This window comes from Flavobacterium cheonanense, assembly GCF_039539185.1.
GTDB classification, from domain to species: Bacteria; Bacteroidota; Bacteroidia; order Flavobacteriales; family Flavobacteriaceae; genus Flavobacterium; species Flavobacterium cheonanense.
The window spans coordinates 192,133-210,062 of record NZ_BAABCT010000005.1; the positions used below are offsets into that span (position 1 = coordinate 192,133).

General features: G+C 31.7%; 15 protein-coding genes. 5 read left to right on the top strand and 10 right to left on the bottom strand.

Going from position 1 to position 17,930, the window contains the following annotated elements; genetic code table 11:
- Window positions 1–135 precede the first annotated feature (135 nt).
- The 3 genes from ABD766_RS10685 (at window position 136) to ABD766_RS10695 (ending at window position 5,594) form a co-directional block, all read left to right on the top strand.
- Window positions 136–3,465 carry an AAA domain-containing protein gene (locus tag ABD766_RS10685; RefSeq protein ID WP_344816682.1) on the top strand — a complete coding sequence of 1,110 codons (3,330 nt, stop codon included), beginning with the start codon at window positions 136–138 and terminating at the stop codon, window positions 3,463–3,465.
- Complete coding sequence (locus ABD766_RS10690) at window positions 3,465–4,808, top strand: phospholipase D-like domain-containing protein (RefSeq protein ID WP_344816683.1); 1,344 nt, start codon at window positions 3,465–3,467, stop codon at window positions 4,806–4,808. Before ABD766_RS10685 ends, ABD766_RS10690 begins: the two co-directional genes overlap by 1 nt.
- 216 nt (window positions 4,809–5,024) lie before the next feature.
- Window positions 5,025–5,594, top strand: a complete 570-nt coding sequence (locus ABD766_RS10695; RefSeq protein WP_344816684.1) for a hypothetical protein — start codon at window positions 5,025–5,027, stop codon at window positions 5,592–5,594.
- A 77-nt stretch (window positions 5,595–5,671) separates the two neighbouring features.
- On the opposite strand, the gene ABD766_RS10700 is transcribed toward ABD766_RS10695, so the two are convergent.
- The 5 genes from ABD766_RS10700 to ABD766_RS10720 all read right to left on the bottom strand — a co-directional run bounded on the left by ABD766_RS10700 (window position 5,672) and on the right by ABD766_RS10720 (window position 9,735).
- Window positions 5,672–5,881 (bottom strand): KTSC domain-containing protein, encoded by a 210-nt coding sequence (locus ABD766_RS10700; protein WP_344816685.1) that lies wholly within the window; start codon window positions 5,879–5,881, stop codon window positions 5,672–5,674.
- Window positions 5,882–5,893: 12 nt separating this feature from the next.
- Window positions 5,894–6,178: a DUF6804 family protein gene (locus tag ABD766_RS10705; protein WP_344816686.1), complete on the bottom strand. Its 285-nt coding sequence runs from the start codon at window positions 6,176–6,178 to the stop codon at window positions 5,894–5,896.
- A gap of 103 nt (window positions 6,179–6,281) precedes the next feature.
- Window positions 6,282–6,950, bottom strand: a complete 669-nt coding sequence (locus ABD766_RS10710) for a DNA-binding transcriptional response regulator (RefSeq protein WP_344816687.1) — start codon at window positions 6,948–6,950, stop codon at window positions 6,282–6,284.
- A 10-nt stretch (window positions 6,951–6,960) separates the two neighbouring features.
- Window positions 6,961–8,613 (bottom strand): tetratricopeptide repeat-containing sensor histidine kinase, encoded by a 1,653-nt coding sequence (locus tag ABD766_RS10715; RefSeq protein WP_344816688.1) that lies wholly within the window; start codon window positions 8,611–8,613, stop codon window positions 6,961–6,963.
- A 423-nt stretch (window positions 8,614–9,036) separates the two neighbouring features.
- Complete coding sequence (locus ABD766_RS10720; protein WP_344816689.1) at window positions 9,037–9,735, bottom strand: DUF1826 domain-containing protein; 699 nt, start codon at window positions 9,733–9,735, stop codon at window positions 9,037–9,039.
- Between the two features lie 132 nt (window positions 9,736–9,867).
- On the opposite strand from ABD766_RS10720, the gene ABD766_RS10725 reads away from it, so the two are divergent.
- Window positions 9,868–11,490, top strand: a complete 1,623-nt coding sequence (locus tag ABD766_RS10725) for a hypothetical protein (RefSeq protein WP_344816690.1) — start codon at window positions 9,868–9,870, stop codon at window positions 11,488–11,490.
- Between the two features lie 91 nt (window positions 11,491–11,581).
- Here the strand turns inward: ABD766_RS10725 and ABD766_RS10730 are convergent, their stop codons facing one another.
- Entirely contained in the window at window positions 11,582–12,013 is a 432-nt protein-coding gene (locus ABD766_RS10730) for a hypothetical protein (protein WP_344816691.1), read from the bottom strand.
- Window positions 12,014–12,132: 119 nt separating this feature from the next.
- On the opposite strand from ABD766_RS10730, the gene ABD766_RS10735 reads away from it, so the two are divergent.
- Window positions 12,133–12,741 (top strand): RDD family protein, encoded by a 609-nt coding sequence (locus tag ABD766_RS10735; RefSeq protein WP_344816692.1) that lies wholly within the window; start codon window positions 12,133–12,135, stop codon window positions 12,739–12,741.
- Between the two features lie 53 nt (window positions 12,742–12,794).
- Here the strand turns inward: ABD766_RS10735 and ABD766_RS10740 are convergent, their stop codons facing one another.
- The 4 genes from ABD766_RS10740 to ABD766_RS10755 form a co-directional block, all read right to left on the bottom strand.
- Complete coding sequence (locus tag ABD766_RS10740; protein WP_344816746.1) at window positions 12,795–12,986, bottom strand: YgaP family membrane protein; 192 nt, start codon at window positions 12,984–12,986, stop codon at window positions 12,795–12,797.
- A 34-nt stretch (window positions 12,987–13,020) separates the two neighbouring features.
- Window positions 13,021–13,326: a hypothetical protein gene (locus ABD766_RS10745; protein WP_344816693.1), complete on the bottom strand. Its 306-nt coding sequence runs from the start codon at window positions 13,324–13,326 to the stop codon at window positions 13,021–13,023.
- 132 nt (window positions 13,327–13,458) lie between these two features.
- Window positions 13,459–16,653: an efflux RND transporter permease subunit gene (locus ABD766_RS10750; RefSeq protein WP_344816694.1), complete on the bottom strand. Its 3,195-nt coding sequence runs from the start codon at window positions 16,651–16,653 to the stop codon at window positions 13,459–13,461.
- 157 nt (window positions 16,654–16,810) lie between these two features.
- Window positions 16,811–17,899, bottom strand: coding sequence for an efflux RND transporter periplasmic adaptor subunit (locus ABD766_RS10755; RefSeq protein ID WP_344816695.1), 1,089 nt, complete (start codon window positions 17,897–17,899; stop codon window positions 16,811–16,813).
- Window positions 17,900–17,930: the final 31 nt, after the last annotated feature.

A 17,930-nucleotide genomic window follows, 5' to 3' on the forward strand; every position in this document is an offset into this window, starting at 1 on the left:
CCGCCAATAGTAATTACAAATACTTTCCTCTATTATTTATAAAAACTTCTTTACTTACAAATAATTTTAATATTTTGGACTTCTATTTAAGTTATAGAGACTTCAGAAAAGAAATATAAAAATATAAACCAATATATGATTCTAGGAAAATACCAAATAAACCGTAAAAAAGAAGAGAGAGGGTATTCTATAACAGCAGTTGTTCAAGACGAATTTGAAAACAATTATTTTGCAAAATGGATTAAAGGTATTGAGCAAAACTCTCAAGCAAGCAAAATTTTGTTTGATAAATTACGAAACTTAAAAAAAGCTACCCATAAAAACTTAGCAAAAATCATTGAGTACGATTGGGATGAAAACGAACAGGCATATTGTATAATTTTTCAATTCATTCAAGCAAGAACACTAGAAAATGAGTTGTATTCACTTAAACCAACCGTTTTTTTAAAGGGTATTGAAAATAGTGTAGCATGCTTAAAAGAACTTAATCAAAACTTTAGAATTACCCATGGCGATATTAATCCTGCCAATATTTTAATTGATGAAAATGAAGATTTCTTTCTAATTGATTTTGGTATTGCAGATATTGCCACAACTTTAAGTCAAGAAAAAGAATTAGAAATTTTTGCAAGAGATTTTGCTGCTCCAGAAAAATGGAATAGAAAAGTCAGTAAAGGTTTTCCGCATCAATCAGATATTTATTCTATTGGTAAAATAATTGAATGGTACTTTGAAAAAAGAGAATTGACAGAGTTTTCAACCATCAATGAACTGATTGATAGATGCTGCGAAAATGCACCAGACCAACGAATAAACTATTCCAACTTAAAAGAAGCTATTGGTGCAATACTATTTAGTAGTCCGTTTGAAAAAGCCAATAGTATTGAAGTTAAAGGCGAATTTACCAAAGAAATAATTAAAGAGTTAAACGGTGTTGATGATGGAAAATGGTTGCCAAAAATAAACGTTTTGCCAAAAGCTCAAAACAGTACTAAGGAAAACTATTTACTAGATATTTATACCAAAAATTATTACTTACATTGTCTTTGGGTAGTGTCTGACAAACAATTAGTAATTAGGAACCATTCCAAAAAGGAAAGCATAGACGATAGTAAAAAAACGGCTGAGAAATATGCGCAAAAAATTGGAGTACCAGTTAAGTTTGATTGTTACAGTTACACAACTTTTAATTTAACACCAATACTAAAAAAAATACTAAAAGAAAAAGATAAAGAAGGCAGCTATAGAAAAGGAAAACAAGAAACTAACAAAGAATTAAAGTTTTATAAAGATTTAATTTCAAAAGAACTCGAAGTAATAGAAAAAAACTCACTTCGTTTGACGTACACTAGTTTTGAAAAGAAAAGTGAAGATGAAGTTTGGTTTAAAGTAGAGGATAATGAAAAATACAGCAATCAGGGATTAATCGTTAACCATATTGATCAATCTTTACCACCACATCCAGAAGAGTTTGAATACATATTAAGCGATACTGCCGATAAAAAACAAATAAAAAAACCACTGAAGTTTTCAGGTATAGCTTATGATTTTGATACTAAGTTAAGAATCATAAAATTCAAAGATTGTGAAAAATTATCTTTTGATGCAATACCATCAAAAGGATATTTATTTCAAAATATTAGTAAACAAGAAGAAGAAAAAAAACGTCAACTAGAAGCTATTAAAAAAGTAGAATTTAATGATGTTCAAAACAGAGATTTAATTCATTATTTATTCAACCCAAAAGACTTACAAAGTAAGTTTTTAGACATTCATTCATTAGAAGAGATATATCAAACAGACGACAAAGGAAATCCATTTGTATATAGTGATAACCAACAAAAAGCGGTTATTAATGCATTAAATAGAGAACCATTAACCATCATTCAAGGTCCACCAGGAACAGGGAAAACTACTGTAATTACTGAAATAGTATTTCAAATTTTAAACAAACAACCAAACGCTAAGATTTTAATTACTTCTCAAACCAATGATGCGGTGGATAATGTGTTAGATAATCTTTTAGAAAAAGACATTCCGTTTGTTAGATTAAGTGGTGTAAGACAGCCAAAACCAAGTTTAGCAAAGCATACGTTAGAGAGAAAAATTGAAGGTTGGAAAGAAAAAATCAGAAAAACTACCAAAGAAAATTGGAGACCAGTTAAAGAACGTTTTTTGACTGAGGTTAGAAAATCCAATGCAAATCTAGATCTGATAATTGAAATTATATCATACAATAAAAGTTGGGAATATAAAGTAAATGAATTAAAAAAAGAAATTGATGGTACTATTGAAATTCAATTCCTAAAAAACTTTTTAAATTCTGAAAGCGAACTGATTAAGGAGTTATCAAATAAAACGAAAGTCAATTTTGAAGAATATTTCATCAAGCAAAATCTTTACAAAGATTGGCTAGCAACAATAAGCTCTTTAGATGAAAAGAGTAATCTAAATCAAAAGTTAATTGATAGCATTCGGGTAATTGGAGCAACTACAAATCATATTGCCTCAAAAAAATATGCTAAATATAATTTCGAGTTTGACTATGTAATTATGGATGAAAGCGGTAAAGCAACTACTGCCGAATCACTTATTCCATTAGTTTTAGCTAACAAGGCAATTTTAGTTGGAGACCATAGACAACTCAGACCGATGCTAACAGGAACAAGAGAAGTTGAAAAATGGTTGCGATCAACCTTTAAACCAGATGAAGAATTTGACAGCTATGATGATTATTTTAACAGACCAAGTTTGTTCGAACAAATCATCACCAACATAGATGATGATTTCAAAAGCCAATTAGAAGTATGCCGTAGAAGCTCACACGACCAAGTTGTACTGACTTCCAAATGCTTTTACGAACCGTATGGAGATGAACCAATTCTACCAGCCAAAAGACCTATTGAAAAAGAACATAATTTAGATTTAAAAGTAAATAGTTCTATCATTTTTTTAGATACAGGAAATAATTGCGATAGTAAAACTAGTGGTAATAGTTCTTCTAAAAATGAAGGAAGTGCTAAATTAATTCCAGAAATTTTAAAACGCTTAGACCAATACCCTATAGTTAAAAAATATTCTATTGGTTTAATCACAGGATATTCGGCTCAAGTTCAAGAAATAAAGTATGTAATGAATAAAAATTTTGATTACAGAAAATGTAAAAATATAAAATCAGAAAATGTAACATTATCTGTTGTCGATAAATTTCAAGGTTTAGAAAAGGATATTATAATCTTTGATTTGGTTAGAAGTAATCAAAAAAATTTAGGTTTTCTAGCCAATGCAAATCGTATTAATGTAGCGCTTTCTCGACAAAAGAAACTACTGATAATTATAGGAAATTATAATTGGTTATTGTCAGCAGAAGCACCTTATCTAAAAGGAGAAACACCTGCTTTAAGAAGGTATTTAAAAGAAATTAAAAAAGAATGGATAGTTACTAATATTGAACAAATTTTCTAATGGATATAAAAGAAATATATAAAAAACTTGAAGACCAATGTCCAAGTAATTACCGAATCAATGAAATTATTCCGATTGCATATCCCTACAGAAAAGTAGTAATTAATGCAATGGTCAATAAATCACCTGAAGAATCAATTCAACAGGTGTATGCAATTTTTATTAAAGCAATAAAATCCGGAATAAATACCGAAAGTGAACTAACACATTTTTTAGGATTAGACAAAGACGATTTTATTTTAAGAGAACTTTACTTTCTTCGAGAGAGAGGATACTTAGATTTTATATCGAATGAATGGATGATAACTGAATCAGGTGAAGAATTTAGTAAAGACAATAGTATTCTTAAAATTTTATCTGAAGAGGAGTTTGAATTTTATATTGATGCTTATTCAGATGAAGTTTTACAAAATGATTTTTCTTTTTACAATGATTATAATGTTCAAAATAAAATACAACCCAAAATTAAATTTAAAAATAAAAGCCCAGAATTATTAAAAGGGAAGAGTGAACAATTGGGTGATATCTATAAAAAGGACAAAGCAGGAAAAGCATTTTTGGTAGATTACGATGAAAATGAAATCAAGTTTGATAAAGAAGTTTTTAACGATTACTTTTTAATTGAATACATTCCAACAAGAGAAAAAGAAAATGAATTAGAACCAAGAATCGAAATTAGAAATAGAAACAAGGAATATTCATTGAATAAACGTTTAACTAAAATTCTTTCACAAGAATACCCAAATATCATTTATGATTTTACCGATTCAGAGAGAGCTATTGTGGCAAATATTGAGTTAGACATAAAAAATAATGAAATTGTATTTGAGAAAATCCCAACACTAGAAAACAAAGCTCAAATAGAAACCTTGTCAATTTGGGAAACCAAAGCAAAATTCATTGAAGCTATTCAGAATTCAAAAGAAAAACTCCTAATAGAAAGTCCTTGGATAAAAAGAGCAGCTTTAAATTACATTCCAGAATTAGAAACAGCACTAAAAAGAAAAGTAAATATTATGGTGCTTTATGGTATTGAAGGAAATGATGAGCATGATTTCAAAGCAATAAGAGAAATGGAACGATTAGTTCAAAATTATAAGAACTTTAAATTGATTCATTTACCAACACATTTTGAAAGTACAGGAAATAAAAATATGGTTGGATCACATAAAAAATTAGTGATAAAAGACAATGAATATTACATTCATGGTAGCTTCAATTTTTTATCATTCAATAAAAATGAAGGTCAAAAAGTAGCCAATGAAGAAACCTTATTAATTAGCTTAGACGTTTCAAAAAAATGGACACAAGTTTTCAATCAATACAAGATTGATAAAATTTAATTCAATTCTAAAAGGATTTAGTTTTAATGTTCTAATAATAGATTCTATCACGAAAAAAAGTCAGTAGTAGAAATGACGCTGATGGTTCCATAGGGCACTCCTTCCCAACGCTCTAAAAAAAATTAAAGACACAGTTTTTATAAAAACATATACTCTTCAATACCAATAATTTTCTTCTAATTTTTATATTTTTGAATAAATTATAAATTACCCCAAATGTCCATAACCAACAAGAAACTCAAAATCAATATTTTTGGAGAGTTATGGACTTTAAAGAAAGTACTTTTAACACCCATCGAAATGGAGTATTATAGTAGCATTGCTTCTGGAATGAATCAACCGCTGCATCAAGCTTTATTAGACCCATTCTTTTATCCAAAATTACGATTGGAAAGCACTACTTCATTTATTGATTTAAAAGGAAATGTAATCTCAGGTGTTACCGAAAATTCATCCAATCAAATTGATCTTTGGTTTGATGGGAAAAAAGAGAAAATATGGGTTGCTAATTTAAAGAATGTTACCCTCTTCCCTATCTACAATATTACCTTTTCAGAAGATTTAAAAGAACTTTCAAGTGGAATTTATATCGAAACTTTAGAATTTGGAAAGATTGCTTCTTGCGAAGTAATGTTAGATGATTTTAGCAAAGAGCGTTTAGAATTTAATTTTATAAAACACAAGGAACTACTTCTACTTGAAAATAGATTTAAATACAATGGTAAAATTTTGAAAAGTAACAAAACCGATAGTAATTTTATTAGAATTCATAGTTTTGAAATCTAATAAAAGTGAATAAATCACCAAACATAAAACCATAAAATTTCTATTCTTTAGGGTTTTCCGTAAAACGGTAAAAAAACTCAAAAAACATCAAAATGATATTTGTACTGTATGAAATCGAAATAAAATTCTTCGATGTCATCGGCTTTCATAAAAGCCACAAATTCGTCTAGTGGCACTTCAAAATAGAGGTGAATTACTTTGCGTTTGAACTCTATTCCTAAAATTTGATTCTCTTCATCATATCCCACATTGAGTATATTAATAGAGTTTATTGGGTATTTAGTCATGATATACATGTTTTAATTTTCTTTAAAGCCATATATCAAAAAAATAAATCCTGTAGAGATGTCTATTGACATCCAAATTGATTTTTTGTAGAGATAAATAGGAATTATAGGATTGAAGAGAATTGCTAAACAAATAAAGGTTATTCCAAAAAGGTTTACATCTTTTTGAACCTCCTTAAACAATACCAAAATGGCTCCGATTGTAATTGCCATTCTTAAAAAAGTATAGTAGCCTATTGGCATATCAAAGCAAGCTATCAAAGCAATAACAGCGCATATCATACATATTGTTCTCATAAATGAAATATTATTTTAAAATAATATTTCAAACTTAAAACCAATAAAAGAGTATACCTTACGGGAAACCGTAAAGAGAATAAAGAAATAAAAAAGAGAGTTTTTATACTATTCCTAAATCTTTAGCAATAGAGATTAAATGAACGGTATTGTTGGCTTTAAAGTAATCTTTGAGTTTGCCGATTCTTTTTTCAATAGTGCTTTTACTGCTTGGAGTTATGCCTAATTCTTTGAATTTGATGTCCATTTTATCTTGTGGGACACCTAATGATAATTGTTTTATAAGTTCAATATCAAAATTATCAATTTCATTAATTGTTTTGTCCTGAAGTAAATGTTCCATTTCGGGTGAAATATACTTTTCATTAGTTTGAAAAAGGTTTTTGATTGCTTTTTTCAATTCATGAATACTTCTACGTCCTTTAATTACAAAACCATCAATATTTTGATTTTCAAAAAGAGATTTTATATGAAAGGTTTTATCTTCAACCGAGTGCACTATTATTTTTAAATCGGGTTGTACTTCTCTTACCCATTTTATCAAATCATCACCAGAAATTAATTGTACTTTTCTATGATCAGCTCTAAAAGACAAATCACTTATTAATAAATCAAATGGTTCGTTGTCAAGAATGGCTTTCTTGATTTTTAATTGTGCATCATCACAGTATTTAGCATGGTGAATTTCTGTAACTCCAAGTTCACTTAGTACTTGCATCACCGCTAAGTTAATACTATCAAAATCTTCCGCTATTATTACTTTCTTAAACATGACTTTGTAATTATTTAGGTATTTTCAATTTTGCTTTGAATCCTTTATTAGTTTCCGTTTCAAAAGTAATAGTTCCGTTTATGGATAAAATACGGTTTTCCGCATTTTGCAAACCTTTTTTTAAATTTAACAAATCTGAACATCCTATTCCGTTGTCTGAATAATTGATTTCGACACCTTTTTTATAGGTTTCAAATCCAATTACTACCAAGCTACAGCCACTGTGTTTTCTCATGTTTACCATCAATTCTTGCAAAGTTCTGTAGATAACTATTTTGGATTCTTTCTTGAGTTTTTGCCAGTCTGCTGGAGCGGTATTATTTTTTACAATAACATTAATATTGTTGCTGTTATAACTTGAAAGCATGGCTTTAAGAACAGCTTCAAAATTATCACCAGTATCAATTTGGCTGTTTTCTTTAGAAATATTTCTTGATTGCGTGTAGATTTTATCTAAGTTTTCAAGAAGAAATTCTTTATTGGTTGGATTGTTCAAATCTTGTGTATCTGCATAAGTCATAGCGTTAAAAACATCATTAGCTAATTCATCATGAAGCTTTTTGGAAATTCTAGTTTCGGTTTCGTAAGTTGCTTTTTGAAGCTTTCTTCTGTTTTTTGAACGAATTGTAAAAAACACAAATAAAGATATTGTGGATACAAAAATGAACAATGAAAGGTAGAGTTGTTTTTGACTTTTTTGCTTTTCGCTTTCTTTTAAAGCTATGTTGGCATCGTACTTAATTTTAGCAAATTGTGTCTTTGAGTTTTGTCTTACTTTATTAATGCTATCCGAAATATTCATTTGCTTTAAAGCAAGACTTTTTACCTCATTAGTGTTGGATGAAGCAATTAGAAACTTAATAGCTTCAATTCTGTCATCTGGACTGTTGATTGCTGTAGCAGCATTGTAGGCTTTTTGAGCAAAATCATTAGATAATTTCAAATTCGATTTTAAATAATACTCCGCCATATCCATGTAAGAAGCAATTAGCTCAGAATTATTATTAATACTATCACGGATTTTTAAAGATTGATTTAAATAATCAATTGCTTTAGGATTGTTCAATTTAAAATAAGCATATCCAAGATTATCAAGAACTTTGGCATAATTGGATTTGTCTTTAATGAGTGAAATATCTTTAGAAAGATTTAGAAGTAATTGTCCCGCTTTATTATATTCTTTCGATTCTATATAAGTATAAGCTATATTATTTATATAAACCAATTTATCTTCTTCAGTTAAGGCAGTACTTTTTGCAAGATTGAAATATTTATGAGCACTTTCATAATTATACTGTTCCAAGTGCGATATTCCAATTAGATTATAAGTTGTATTTATACTTTTATAATCAGGTAAAATAGAAATTATGCTTGTTGCAGTTGCTTCACTTCCTGAAAAATCACATCTTTTTTGTTGTATTTCTGCAAGATAATATAAAGCATATACCCTTCTTTCCTTTTCCTGATCTGAACAAGCATCATTAGCTTTATAAAAATAATAGTAAGCACTATCATATTCTTGTTTGTTATAAAATGATAATGCTTTTTCTATATTTAAATTATAGTTCTCATTTTTTGGATTTTCTATTTTCTTATTACATGAAATAAAAATAGAAAACACAATTACAATAAAAATCGGGAAATGTACTTTTTTAAATATCATTCCCTGAAATTATCGATTTTAATTAGAATAGAAAAATATTTCTATTTAATTATGGTGTTACAGGTGGCGGTGGCGGAGGAGTGTATCCAACTTATCCACTTAATAAATTTGACAAATTAAATCCAGATGATTTAACAGAAAAAATTAAGAAAACGAAGGTTACAACAAGTAAACAAAACGAACTTGTAAAGAAGGATGATAAACCGATTATTAAGAAAGATGATATAATTGGAGTCGGTAAAAGTAAATTTAAACAAAAAATTGGAATTGGTTCGTTGGTTGTTTTGGGATTGTTTGGTGCGAAAAGTATGTTTTTCAAAGAAAAAGAATGTATGGAGTGAAAAGAAGATCATTATGACTTGGTTGATTGCCAAAGTGAAGAAGTTGGATTTGCATCTGAAACATTACCAAATATTAAATTTTCTAACAAATCAACAACAACCGATATTCACCATCCTTTTCAATGGGTGCTCTGTGAATGCATGGTAACACTTGTTGTGTTGGATGGTCTACTGCCAGTCGCCATAGATGACCTACGCCTAAGTTAATTGGAGTGGCGTTGGGTTGCGCTTGGTAATGCAAATCGAAATAATTTTCTTTTAAAAAGTCTTCAAATTCAGCTTCTGGGCCATCGTGGAGGTCTTTTAATTGTGCTCTAATTTCGGGAACTAGTATTTTTTGTTGGGCTTCATCGTTGGCAATGAGGTCGCTTGCTGCTCCGTGATAGGTACACAAAAAAGTGTCGGCGGCAATGGGCGAACGGTCTACATGAAAGGAATACACATCGGTAGTAATGAAATCAAAGTCGGTATCGCGTTCGTAACATTGGAGTAAGTTGAGCACTGGAGCTGCTCCAAGGTCGGTTAGTTCTTGCAAATCCTTTAAGATAATTTCTCTAGCGCAATTTCCTTGTGGTGAAAGTTGCAGAGCCAATAGGTCTTTGGGAGTTACTTCGGTGATGTTCTCTTTCAATTGGAGTTTGCTTACTAGCTCTTTAAAATCGCCTTCCAAATTTCGGTACCAGCACAGCGCATTGCGAGTTCCTTCAAAATCGGTTTGTATCAGTTCCGAAAAAGAGGTAACGATTCCAATTTGTTTGCTGTTAGAAAATGTAGGGTTCATATAGGTAAATAAGTTTGGTAACGCGTTGCAAAATTAGTACATAAACCCTCTAAAAATTAGTTTTTTAATAAAAACATTGGTTGGTTGGAACTAACGAACTTTTTATATATTTGTAAAAATTAAACCTTACTTATGAAAAAAGTTTTTTTAGCATTATTCCTGCTTGCGTCTTGTAGTTTTTTTGCGCAATCTACCGATTTAGATCCGTTTGAAATCAACTACTCTTATGTACAACTTCCTACGAAACCTATCTTGGATAAGAAAAATAGAAACTATTCGTTTTTAATTTCTTTTGACCGCTCTTTGTTGTACAACAAATCGAAGTACTTTATTGAAAACCAAGTAACCATCTCTGGTTTAGAAAAAAGAGAAAAAAATGGTTATATGAGTGTTGAAGTAATGCTTCAGAACCCAGTGGTTACCAAAAAAGAAGTAACTACTAGAACGGTTACTAACAAAGATAGAAACGGAGTTCAATCTACTAGATACTATTACACTCCTGTGGTTTCTTATAGCCAACAAGGAAATGCAAAAGTGGTAAGTGGTGATGGTAAAATCAACAAAATCATCAGTTTCAATGGTTCTAATACCATAAAAGGAACTGAAACTGAGAATTACAACCAAGCACAAAATGGTCAGTATTCACTACAAAGTACTATAATAAACAACTATTTGAATGAAGTAGTGAACCGTTTGAATAACGAACTAAACAACGAATTTGGTTACCCAATAAAAGAAGGTAAAGACCAATTTTGGATTTTGGCAAATAAAAAACACCCAGAGCAAGCGGCTGAATACAATGCTTACTTACAAGCCAAAGCGGTTTTTGACAAAATGAACTTTGCTGAACCAGTAGATGGTTTTGAAAAAGAATTGGAAGAACCAATCAACTATTTCAAATCATTGTCTAACAAATATACTACTGATTCTAAAGCTGATAGAAAAATACGTTACAGTGCTTACTATAATTTAGCTAAAATCTACAACTATTTAGACCAACCAGCTAAGTCTAACGAATGGGCTAATATCTTAGTTACCAACGATTACGACCCAGGAGATGGAAAAACAATGATTAAAGAAAATGACAACAATATTGCGTTATTTAATGTTAATCAATTAAAAACAAGACACTTTCCTGTTGATACTAAGAATTTTATATTTGAAGAAAATGTACCTCAACAACAAGTTTACAATTCAAATCCTTCTTATTCGCAATCAGCACCTTATAGCATTGAAACCGATCCAAACTATACTTTGGCTTATATCTTGACTATCAAAAAAGATACAATTACTGGTTATATGCCAAAAAGCAGAGGATTAAACTTAAGTGATGCTGTAATGGTAACTGTAAAAGATTTCCAAGGAAAATTCTCTGAAAGAAGTTTTAAAGCGAATGAAGTAAACAAATTAATCCTAAGTAATGGTGAAGAGTTTGCAACAGTAGCGTTCAAAGTTTCGACTGAAAATGGAGGTGTAACACTTTCTGGAGCTAGTAAAAAATTCGTTAAAGAAATGTATGCTGGAAAAAAGATGTCGGTTTATCAATATTTTAATGGAGAAATTATCGTCAAAGCAGCTAACGAATCGGAAGGAAAATCGAATGCTTCTGCCTCTTGGATGTTAGGACCGAAAAAACGTTTTGAAGAATTAGCTGCAGGTTGTCCGGAACTATTAGCTAGAGTCGACAAAAAAGAGTTTAAAAACAACTTAGAAAGTATCTTATCGTTTGCACAAGCGCTTGACGAGTGTAAATAATAAGTTTAGATAAATTAAAAAAAGGATAACTCGAGTTATCCTTTTTTTTATGCCATACCTTTTTTATAGCAATACTATAAAATAGCGATAACTAAATAACTTTTTCAATAGTCTTAAAACCTACTGTTTTCCCTGGTGAAGACTTTGGTCTTTTTATAAAATAACCATCACCGTCGTCGTCACTATCCTCTTTAATAATTAACGTAAAACTATATTTAAGGTCTTTGCCTATTTCGTCCTCATTCACTACAACCTCTACTTTTATGGATTGATATTTAGGATAGAACGTTCTATTGACTTGATGGAAATCATAAGCTTTTAAAGTGGCATTGTAATTCAGATAAGTAGTAAACTCTTCGCTATGCTCTTCTTCTGTGATGCTAATTTTAATACATTCTGGATGCGGTTTGGCTTCCATAGTTTCGAAATGCAATAGCGTGAATTTTTTCGTATCATGGAGCACGCTTTTCAAAGGCATGGCTCTATTGGCTCTTAAGTTCATGATAGAAATAAAATTACTCATTTGCTGATTTTTAAAAACTAAAGATACAAAAAACAAATGTTGTATTATTCAAAAAAAATAAATAGGTTTGAGGTACACAATAGTACTAAAAAAACTATTTCATTTACAACAACAAACTCATGGAAGACAAGCAATTACCTGTTCATTTAGAAGGAAGTTACGACAGCATTTATGGTAACTTTGGCTATAGATTTGCTGCTTTACTCCTTGATGGAATCATCCTTGCTCCAATATCTGTCGGATTTTTTGTTTTTAATAGTATGGATTTAAATAATGTCTATGCAGGTATTTTGGTTAGTAATGCCATTACTATTTTCTACCACATCTACTTCCCTACCAAATTTGGCGCTACGCCAGGCAAACTTGCATTAGGATTACATATATTAAAAATGAATGGTGATGCTATAACCTATAGTGACGCCTTTAGAAGGTACTTACCCAATTTACTACTTGGACTTATTGCGATAATCAATACCCTATTTGCAGTAAGCAAAGCCGATGCAAAAGTATACAATGATTTGAGTTGGATGAAGCAATCGGAATACTTGCAAAGTATGAATTCAAGTATGTTTTATATCCAAATGATTTGTATTAACGCTTTATTATTTACAAGTTTTTTCATCTTTATGTTCAACGAAAGAAAAAGAAGTATTTCTGATTTAAGTGGTGATACCGCTGTGGTAAAAAAATACTACTTGAAGCAAATAAAAGAAGTGATGAATAAATAATAAAAATGGTTCCCACTAAGAGAACCATTTTTTATTCAAAGCAATTAATTGATTTAATCTTTCACTCCTAATTTAGTCAATATATCGGCCATCAAACACCATTTTGTAATGGATGATTGTAAAAGATTAGCACCGACAAAGGCAGTAAACCACAACCAATTCTGATTTACATATAAAGATAAAAGTATGCTGATAAGGATAAAAGTTCCTGCAACGGCATGAATAATTCTTGTTTTCATTTTAATATTAGATTTTAGATATTAAATATTAGATATCAAATTAATTAGATTTTTCTATATTCAGAATGGCGGAATGGATATGTGATAATGTTTCTTGTTTTGCATTGAATTCAGTTATAGCGCTACAAACCATATCAACATTTTCCTTTTCTACAAAGGCGTAAAACATTATGGATTCATTTTCGTTCATTTCTGTTCCAAACCAATTGCTTTCAATGGCGTCTTCTGAAGTGTCTCTATAGCCTGTAACTTCTCGGTAAGAGAACGTTTTGACTTGTGCTTTTTTTAGAATTTGTTTGACTTCTTTTTCAAATTCAGCTACTGCTGTTATTAATAATAGTTTCATGTTTAAAAGTTTAAGAGTTTAAAAGTTTAAGAGTTTAAAGGCATAGCTTAAAAACTAAAACTTATATTTAAAATGCATTTCGACAAGCTCAGTGTGACAATTGACTGAATACTGAACACTGACCACTGACCACTAATTATTCTCCCATTTTTTTCTTTCTGTAATGTAGTAGATTAATGGCACTACAATCAAGGTTAGAATTGTTGAAACGATAGCTCCAAAAACTAATGAAATCGCTAATCCTTGGAAAATTGGATCGAATAGAATGATTACGGCTCCAATTACAACGGCTCCTGTTGTTAGTAAGATTGGTGTGGTTCGCACTGCTCCTGCTTCGATAATGGCTTGTTTTAATGGAATTCCGTCATTAAGTCGGATTTCAATAAAGTCGATGAGCAAGACGGAGTTTCGAACCATGACTCCTGCCAATGCAATCATTCCAATAAAAGATGTTGCTGTGAAAAAAGCTCCTAGTAACCAGTGACCGAATACAATTCCGACCAACGAAAGTGGAATTGCCATCATCATAACCATTGGTGTTTTGAAATTTTGGAACCAACCTACAATCAGCATATAAATGATAACAATAACAACCGCAAACGCTACACCCAAATCACGGAACACTTCTAATGTAATTTGCCATTCTCCATCCCATTTTACCGTGAAATCACTTTCATCTGATGGTTGATCCATATACAATTCGTTGACTTTGTATCCTTTTGGCAATTTCATCTTTTGCAATTCTTCGTTCATTCCCAAAATAGCATACACCGGACTTTCTAGTGTTCCTGCCATATCAGCCGTTACATAAACTACTCGTTTTTGGTCTTTTCTGTAAATTGTTTTCTGCAAAGTATCAGCAACCACTTTAACCAAATCAGAAACTGGAACCACATTACCCTGACTTCCTTTAATTTTTAAATTCTGAATGTCTTGCAACGATGTTTTGTCTTTATCATCAAGAGACAATACGATTCCAACACTGTTATTAGAATTTTCATCATACAAATTAGAAACTGGATATTCTTTCAAAAGATAAGTAAGATTTCCAACTACTTGTTGTGGTGCAATTCCGTTAAGCATTGCTTTTTCTTTGTCCACTTCCAATCGATATTCAGTTTGATTATCTTCAGTCATCCAATCGACATCAACAATATCGGATGTTTTTTCTAAAATACCTTTTACTTGATTGGCTACGGCAATTTGGTCTTTATAATTTGGTCCATATATTTCGGCAACCAATGTCGATAAAACTGGTGGTCCTGGTGGCACTTCGATAATTTTGACATTCGCACCATATTTTTTAGCAATCTTTTGCACTTCTGGACGAACCAATTTGGCAATATCATGACTTTGTAAATCACGGTCTTCTTTGTGTAACAAATTCACTTGAATATCAGCCATATTGCTTCCGCCACGCAAATCGTAATGACGAACCAAACCGTTGAACGTAATAGGTGCAGAAGTTCCGATGTAATTTTGATAATCCACAACTTCTGGAATAGTCGTAAGATATTGAGCGATTTCTTGAGTAACGGCTGCCGTTCTTTCTAACGTAGTTCCTTCAGGCATATCAACTACCACTTGGAATTCGTTTTTGTTATCGAAAGGCAACATTTTTACCAAAACGGATTTGGTGAAAAACATCAAAACAGAACCTGCTAATAAGACAACCGTAATTCCTAACATTACTCTACGTTTGGTAGAATTTTCAAGAAATGGACGTTCAATTTTGTTGTAAACTCTATAAATCCAAGACGTTTCTAATCCTTGTTCGGCTTTGTGTTCTTGTTCGTCCTTTTCGTGTAATAAATGATACCCCAAATAAGGCGTAACAGTTAAAGCCACAAACAATGAAAGCAACATCGCAATAGAAGCTCCAATTGGCATCGGACTCATATAAGGTCCCATCATTCCTGATACAAACGCCATTGGAAGAATTGCTGCAATAACGGTAAACGTTGCTAAAATGGTAGGATTTCCAACTTCATTAATCGCAAAAATAGCGGCTTGTTTGAACGGTAATCGCTTCATCTTGAAATGTCGGTGCATGTTTTCGGCAATTATAATACTATCATCTACCACAATTCCCACCACGAAAACTAAGGCGAAAAGCGTAATTCTGTTAAGCGTATAACCCAACATATAGTAAGCAAACAAAGTCAAAGCAAACGTTAATGGCACAGAAAAGAATACCACTAATCCACCACGCCAACCCATAGCTAACATTACTAAAAGCGTTACGGCAATAATCGCAATTCCTAAGTGCATCAATAATTCTCCTACTTTGTGAGAAGCAGTTTCTCCATAATTACGAGAAACCTCCACATGAACGTCGTCGGTAATTAAAGTTTTCTTCAAACCTTCTACTTTTTCAAGGATTTTATCTGCAATTTTCATCGCATCAGCGCCTTTTACTTTTCCTATAGAAATAGTAACCGCTGGATATTCTGATTTGTTTTTAGTATATTTTTCATTGGCTTTTCCGTAACCAAAAGACACATAACTTCTTGGTGTTGAAGGTCCATCTTGAACAGCAGCTACTTGTTTTAAATACACTGGCATGTTTGCATTTACACCCACAACCAAATTCTCAACGTCTTCTGAATTGGATAGAAATTGTCCTGTTGTAAGCAAGTATTCTTTATCATTAGAAACAAAACTTCCCGATTGCGAACTACCATTATTGGCTTGAATCATTTGCATAACTGACAAAGCATCCACACCATTTTCAGCCATTTTATCTTTGTCTAAAACTACTTTCAGCTCACGAGTTCTTCCACCAATTTCTTTGGTAATGGCAACATCTTTTACTTTTTCTATTTCAGAAGTTACTTCTTCGGCAATTTGACGAATTTCAAAATCGTTTAATGTTTCGCTCCAAAGTGTCAATCCCATCATGGGAACATCGTCAATCGAACGCGTTTTTACCATAGGTTTGTAAACACCTTTTGGGAACATATTTTCGTTTTTCATTAACTCGTCGTATAATTTTACATACGAGCGTTCCGAATCTTCACCTACATAAAATTGCACAATAATCATGGCTTGACCATTCATAGCCATACTATGTAAATGCTCAACGCCTTTGATGTTTGACAAAACTTTCTCCAATGGTTTTATAACACGGCTTTCTACTTCTGCCGGACTTGCTCCTGGATAACCAATCATGACATCGGCCATTGGAACATTGATTTGTGGTTCTTCTTCACGCGGAATTAAGAACGAACTATATACACCGATTATCATCAATCCAACCATCAATAGAATGGTTAATTTAGAGTTGATGAAAAAATGGGCTATTTTACCTGATATACCTTCTTGCATTTTTTTTAGTTTATGAGTTTAGAAGTTTATGAGTTTAAAAGGCAATGCTTAAAAACTAAAAACTTATATTTAAAAAGCACTTCTACTGAGATTACTGCGACTGAATACTGCGACTGAATACTGCGACTGAATACTGCGACTGAACACTGAACACTGATTACTGAATACTAACCAAAGCTCCGTTATACAATTTTCCTTCTGCTGAAACGATGTATTGTTCGTTAGCCGATAATCCTGATAAAACTTCTACTTGGTTTCCGAATGATTTTCCGGTTCTTATCCATCTTAAAATGGCTGTTTTTCCGTTGGCTATGGTGTAAATTCCTGTAAGTTGTCCTTGTTTTACCAAAGCACTTTCTGGCACCATAACTTTATCTGATTTTATTGTTGTTTCCGTTTTAGGTTTGTTCGCAATTGGAAATTGAACATTCACAAACATTCCTGATAAAATGGCTTTGTCAGTTGCGTTCAAGGTTACTTTTACTAAATATTGTCCACCTGTATTTTTAGCCGAACCACTTACTTCAGAAACTTTTCCTGACACTTCTTTGTTGATTGATTTTACTAAAACTTTAACTGCCATTCCGTTAGTAATTTGAGCAATATCACTTTCAGAAACCATTGCAGTTACTTGCATTCTTGAAACTCCTTCAACACTAACTAAAGGCATTCCTGGATTCGCCATATCACCTTCTTTAACAAACGTATTAGTAACTTCTCCAGAAAATGGAGCTGTAATATTGGAATAAGAAAACTGCGCCATTACTTCGTTTCGCATTTGCCTTGCTCCTTCTAAACCTGCTTTTGCCATTTCGTAACGCGAAGTCATATCGTCCAATTCTTTTTGAGTAGCACTTTGTTGTGCAAATAAGGCTACAAAACGATCATAATCTTTTTTGACATTATTATACCCTGCTGTTGCTTGCAAAATAGAAGCATCTACTTGTGCTTTCTTGGCTTGTAAGTCGGTGTTGTTTACACTTACTAGAAGCTGCCCAGCTCCTACTTTTTGCCCTACTTTTACGTGAACTTTTGTCACATAACCCATCATTCGAGTAGAAACATTGGCACTATTTTCGGCTTCAATTTTTCCACTTGCGGTTACAAATGGCGCATTTGAATCGGCTGAAATTCCGCTTACTTGAACTGCAATGGCTGGTTCGTTATTGGTTGCTTCTTTCGTTTCTTTTCCGCATGATACGAATAAGATAGTTGATAGGGTTAGGATGGTTATTACTTTCTTCATAATATTTTCTATTGTCTTAATACTTAATACT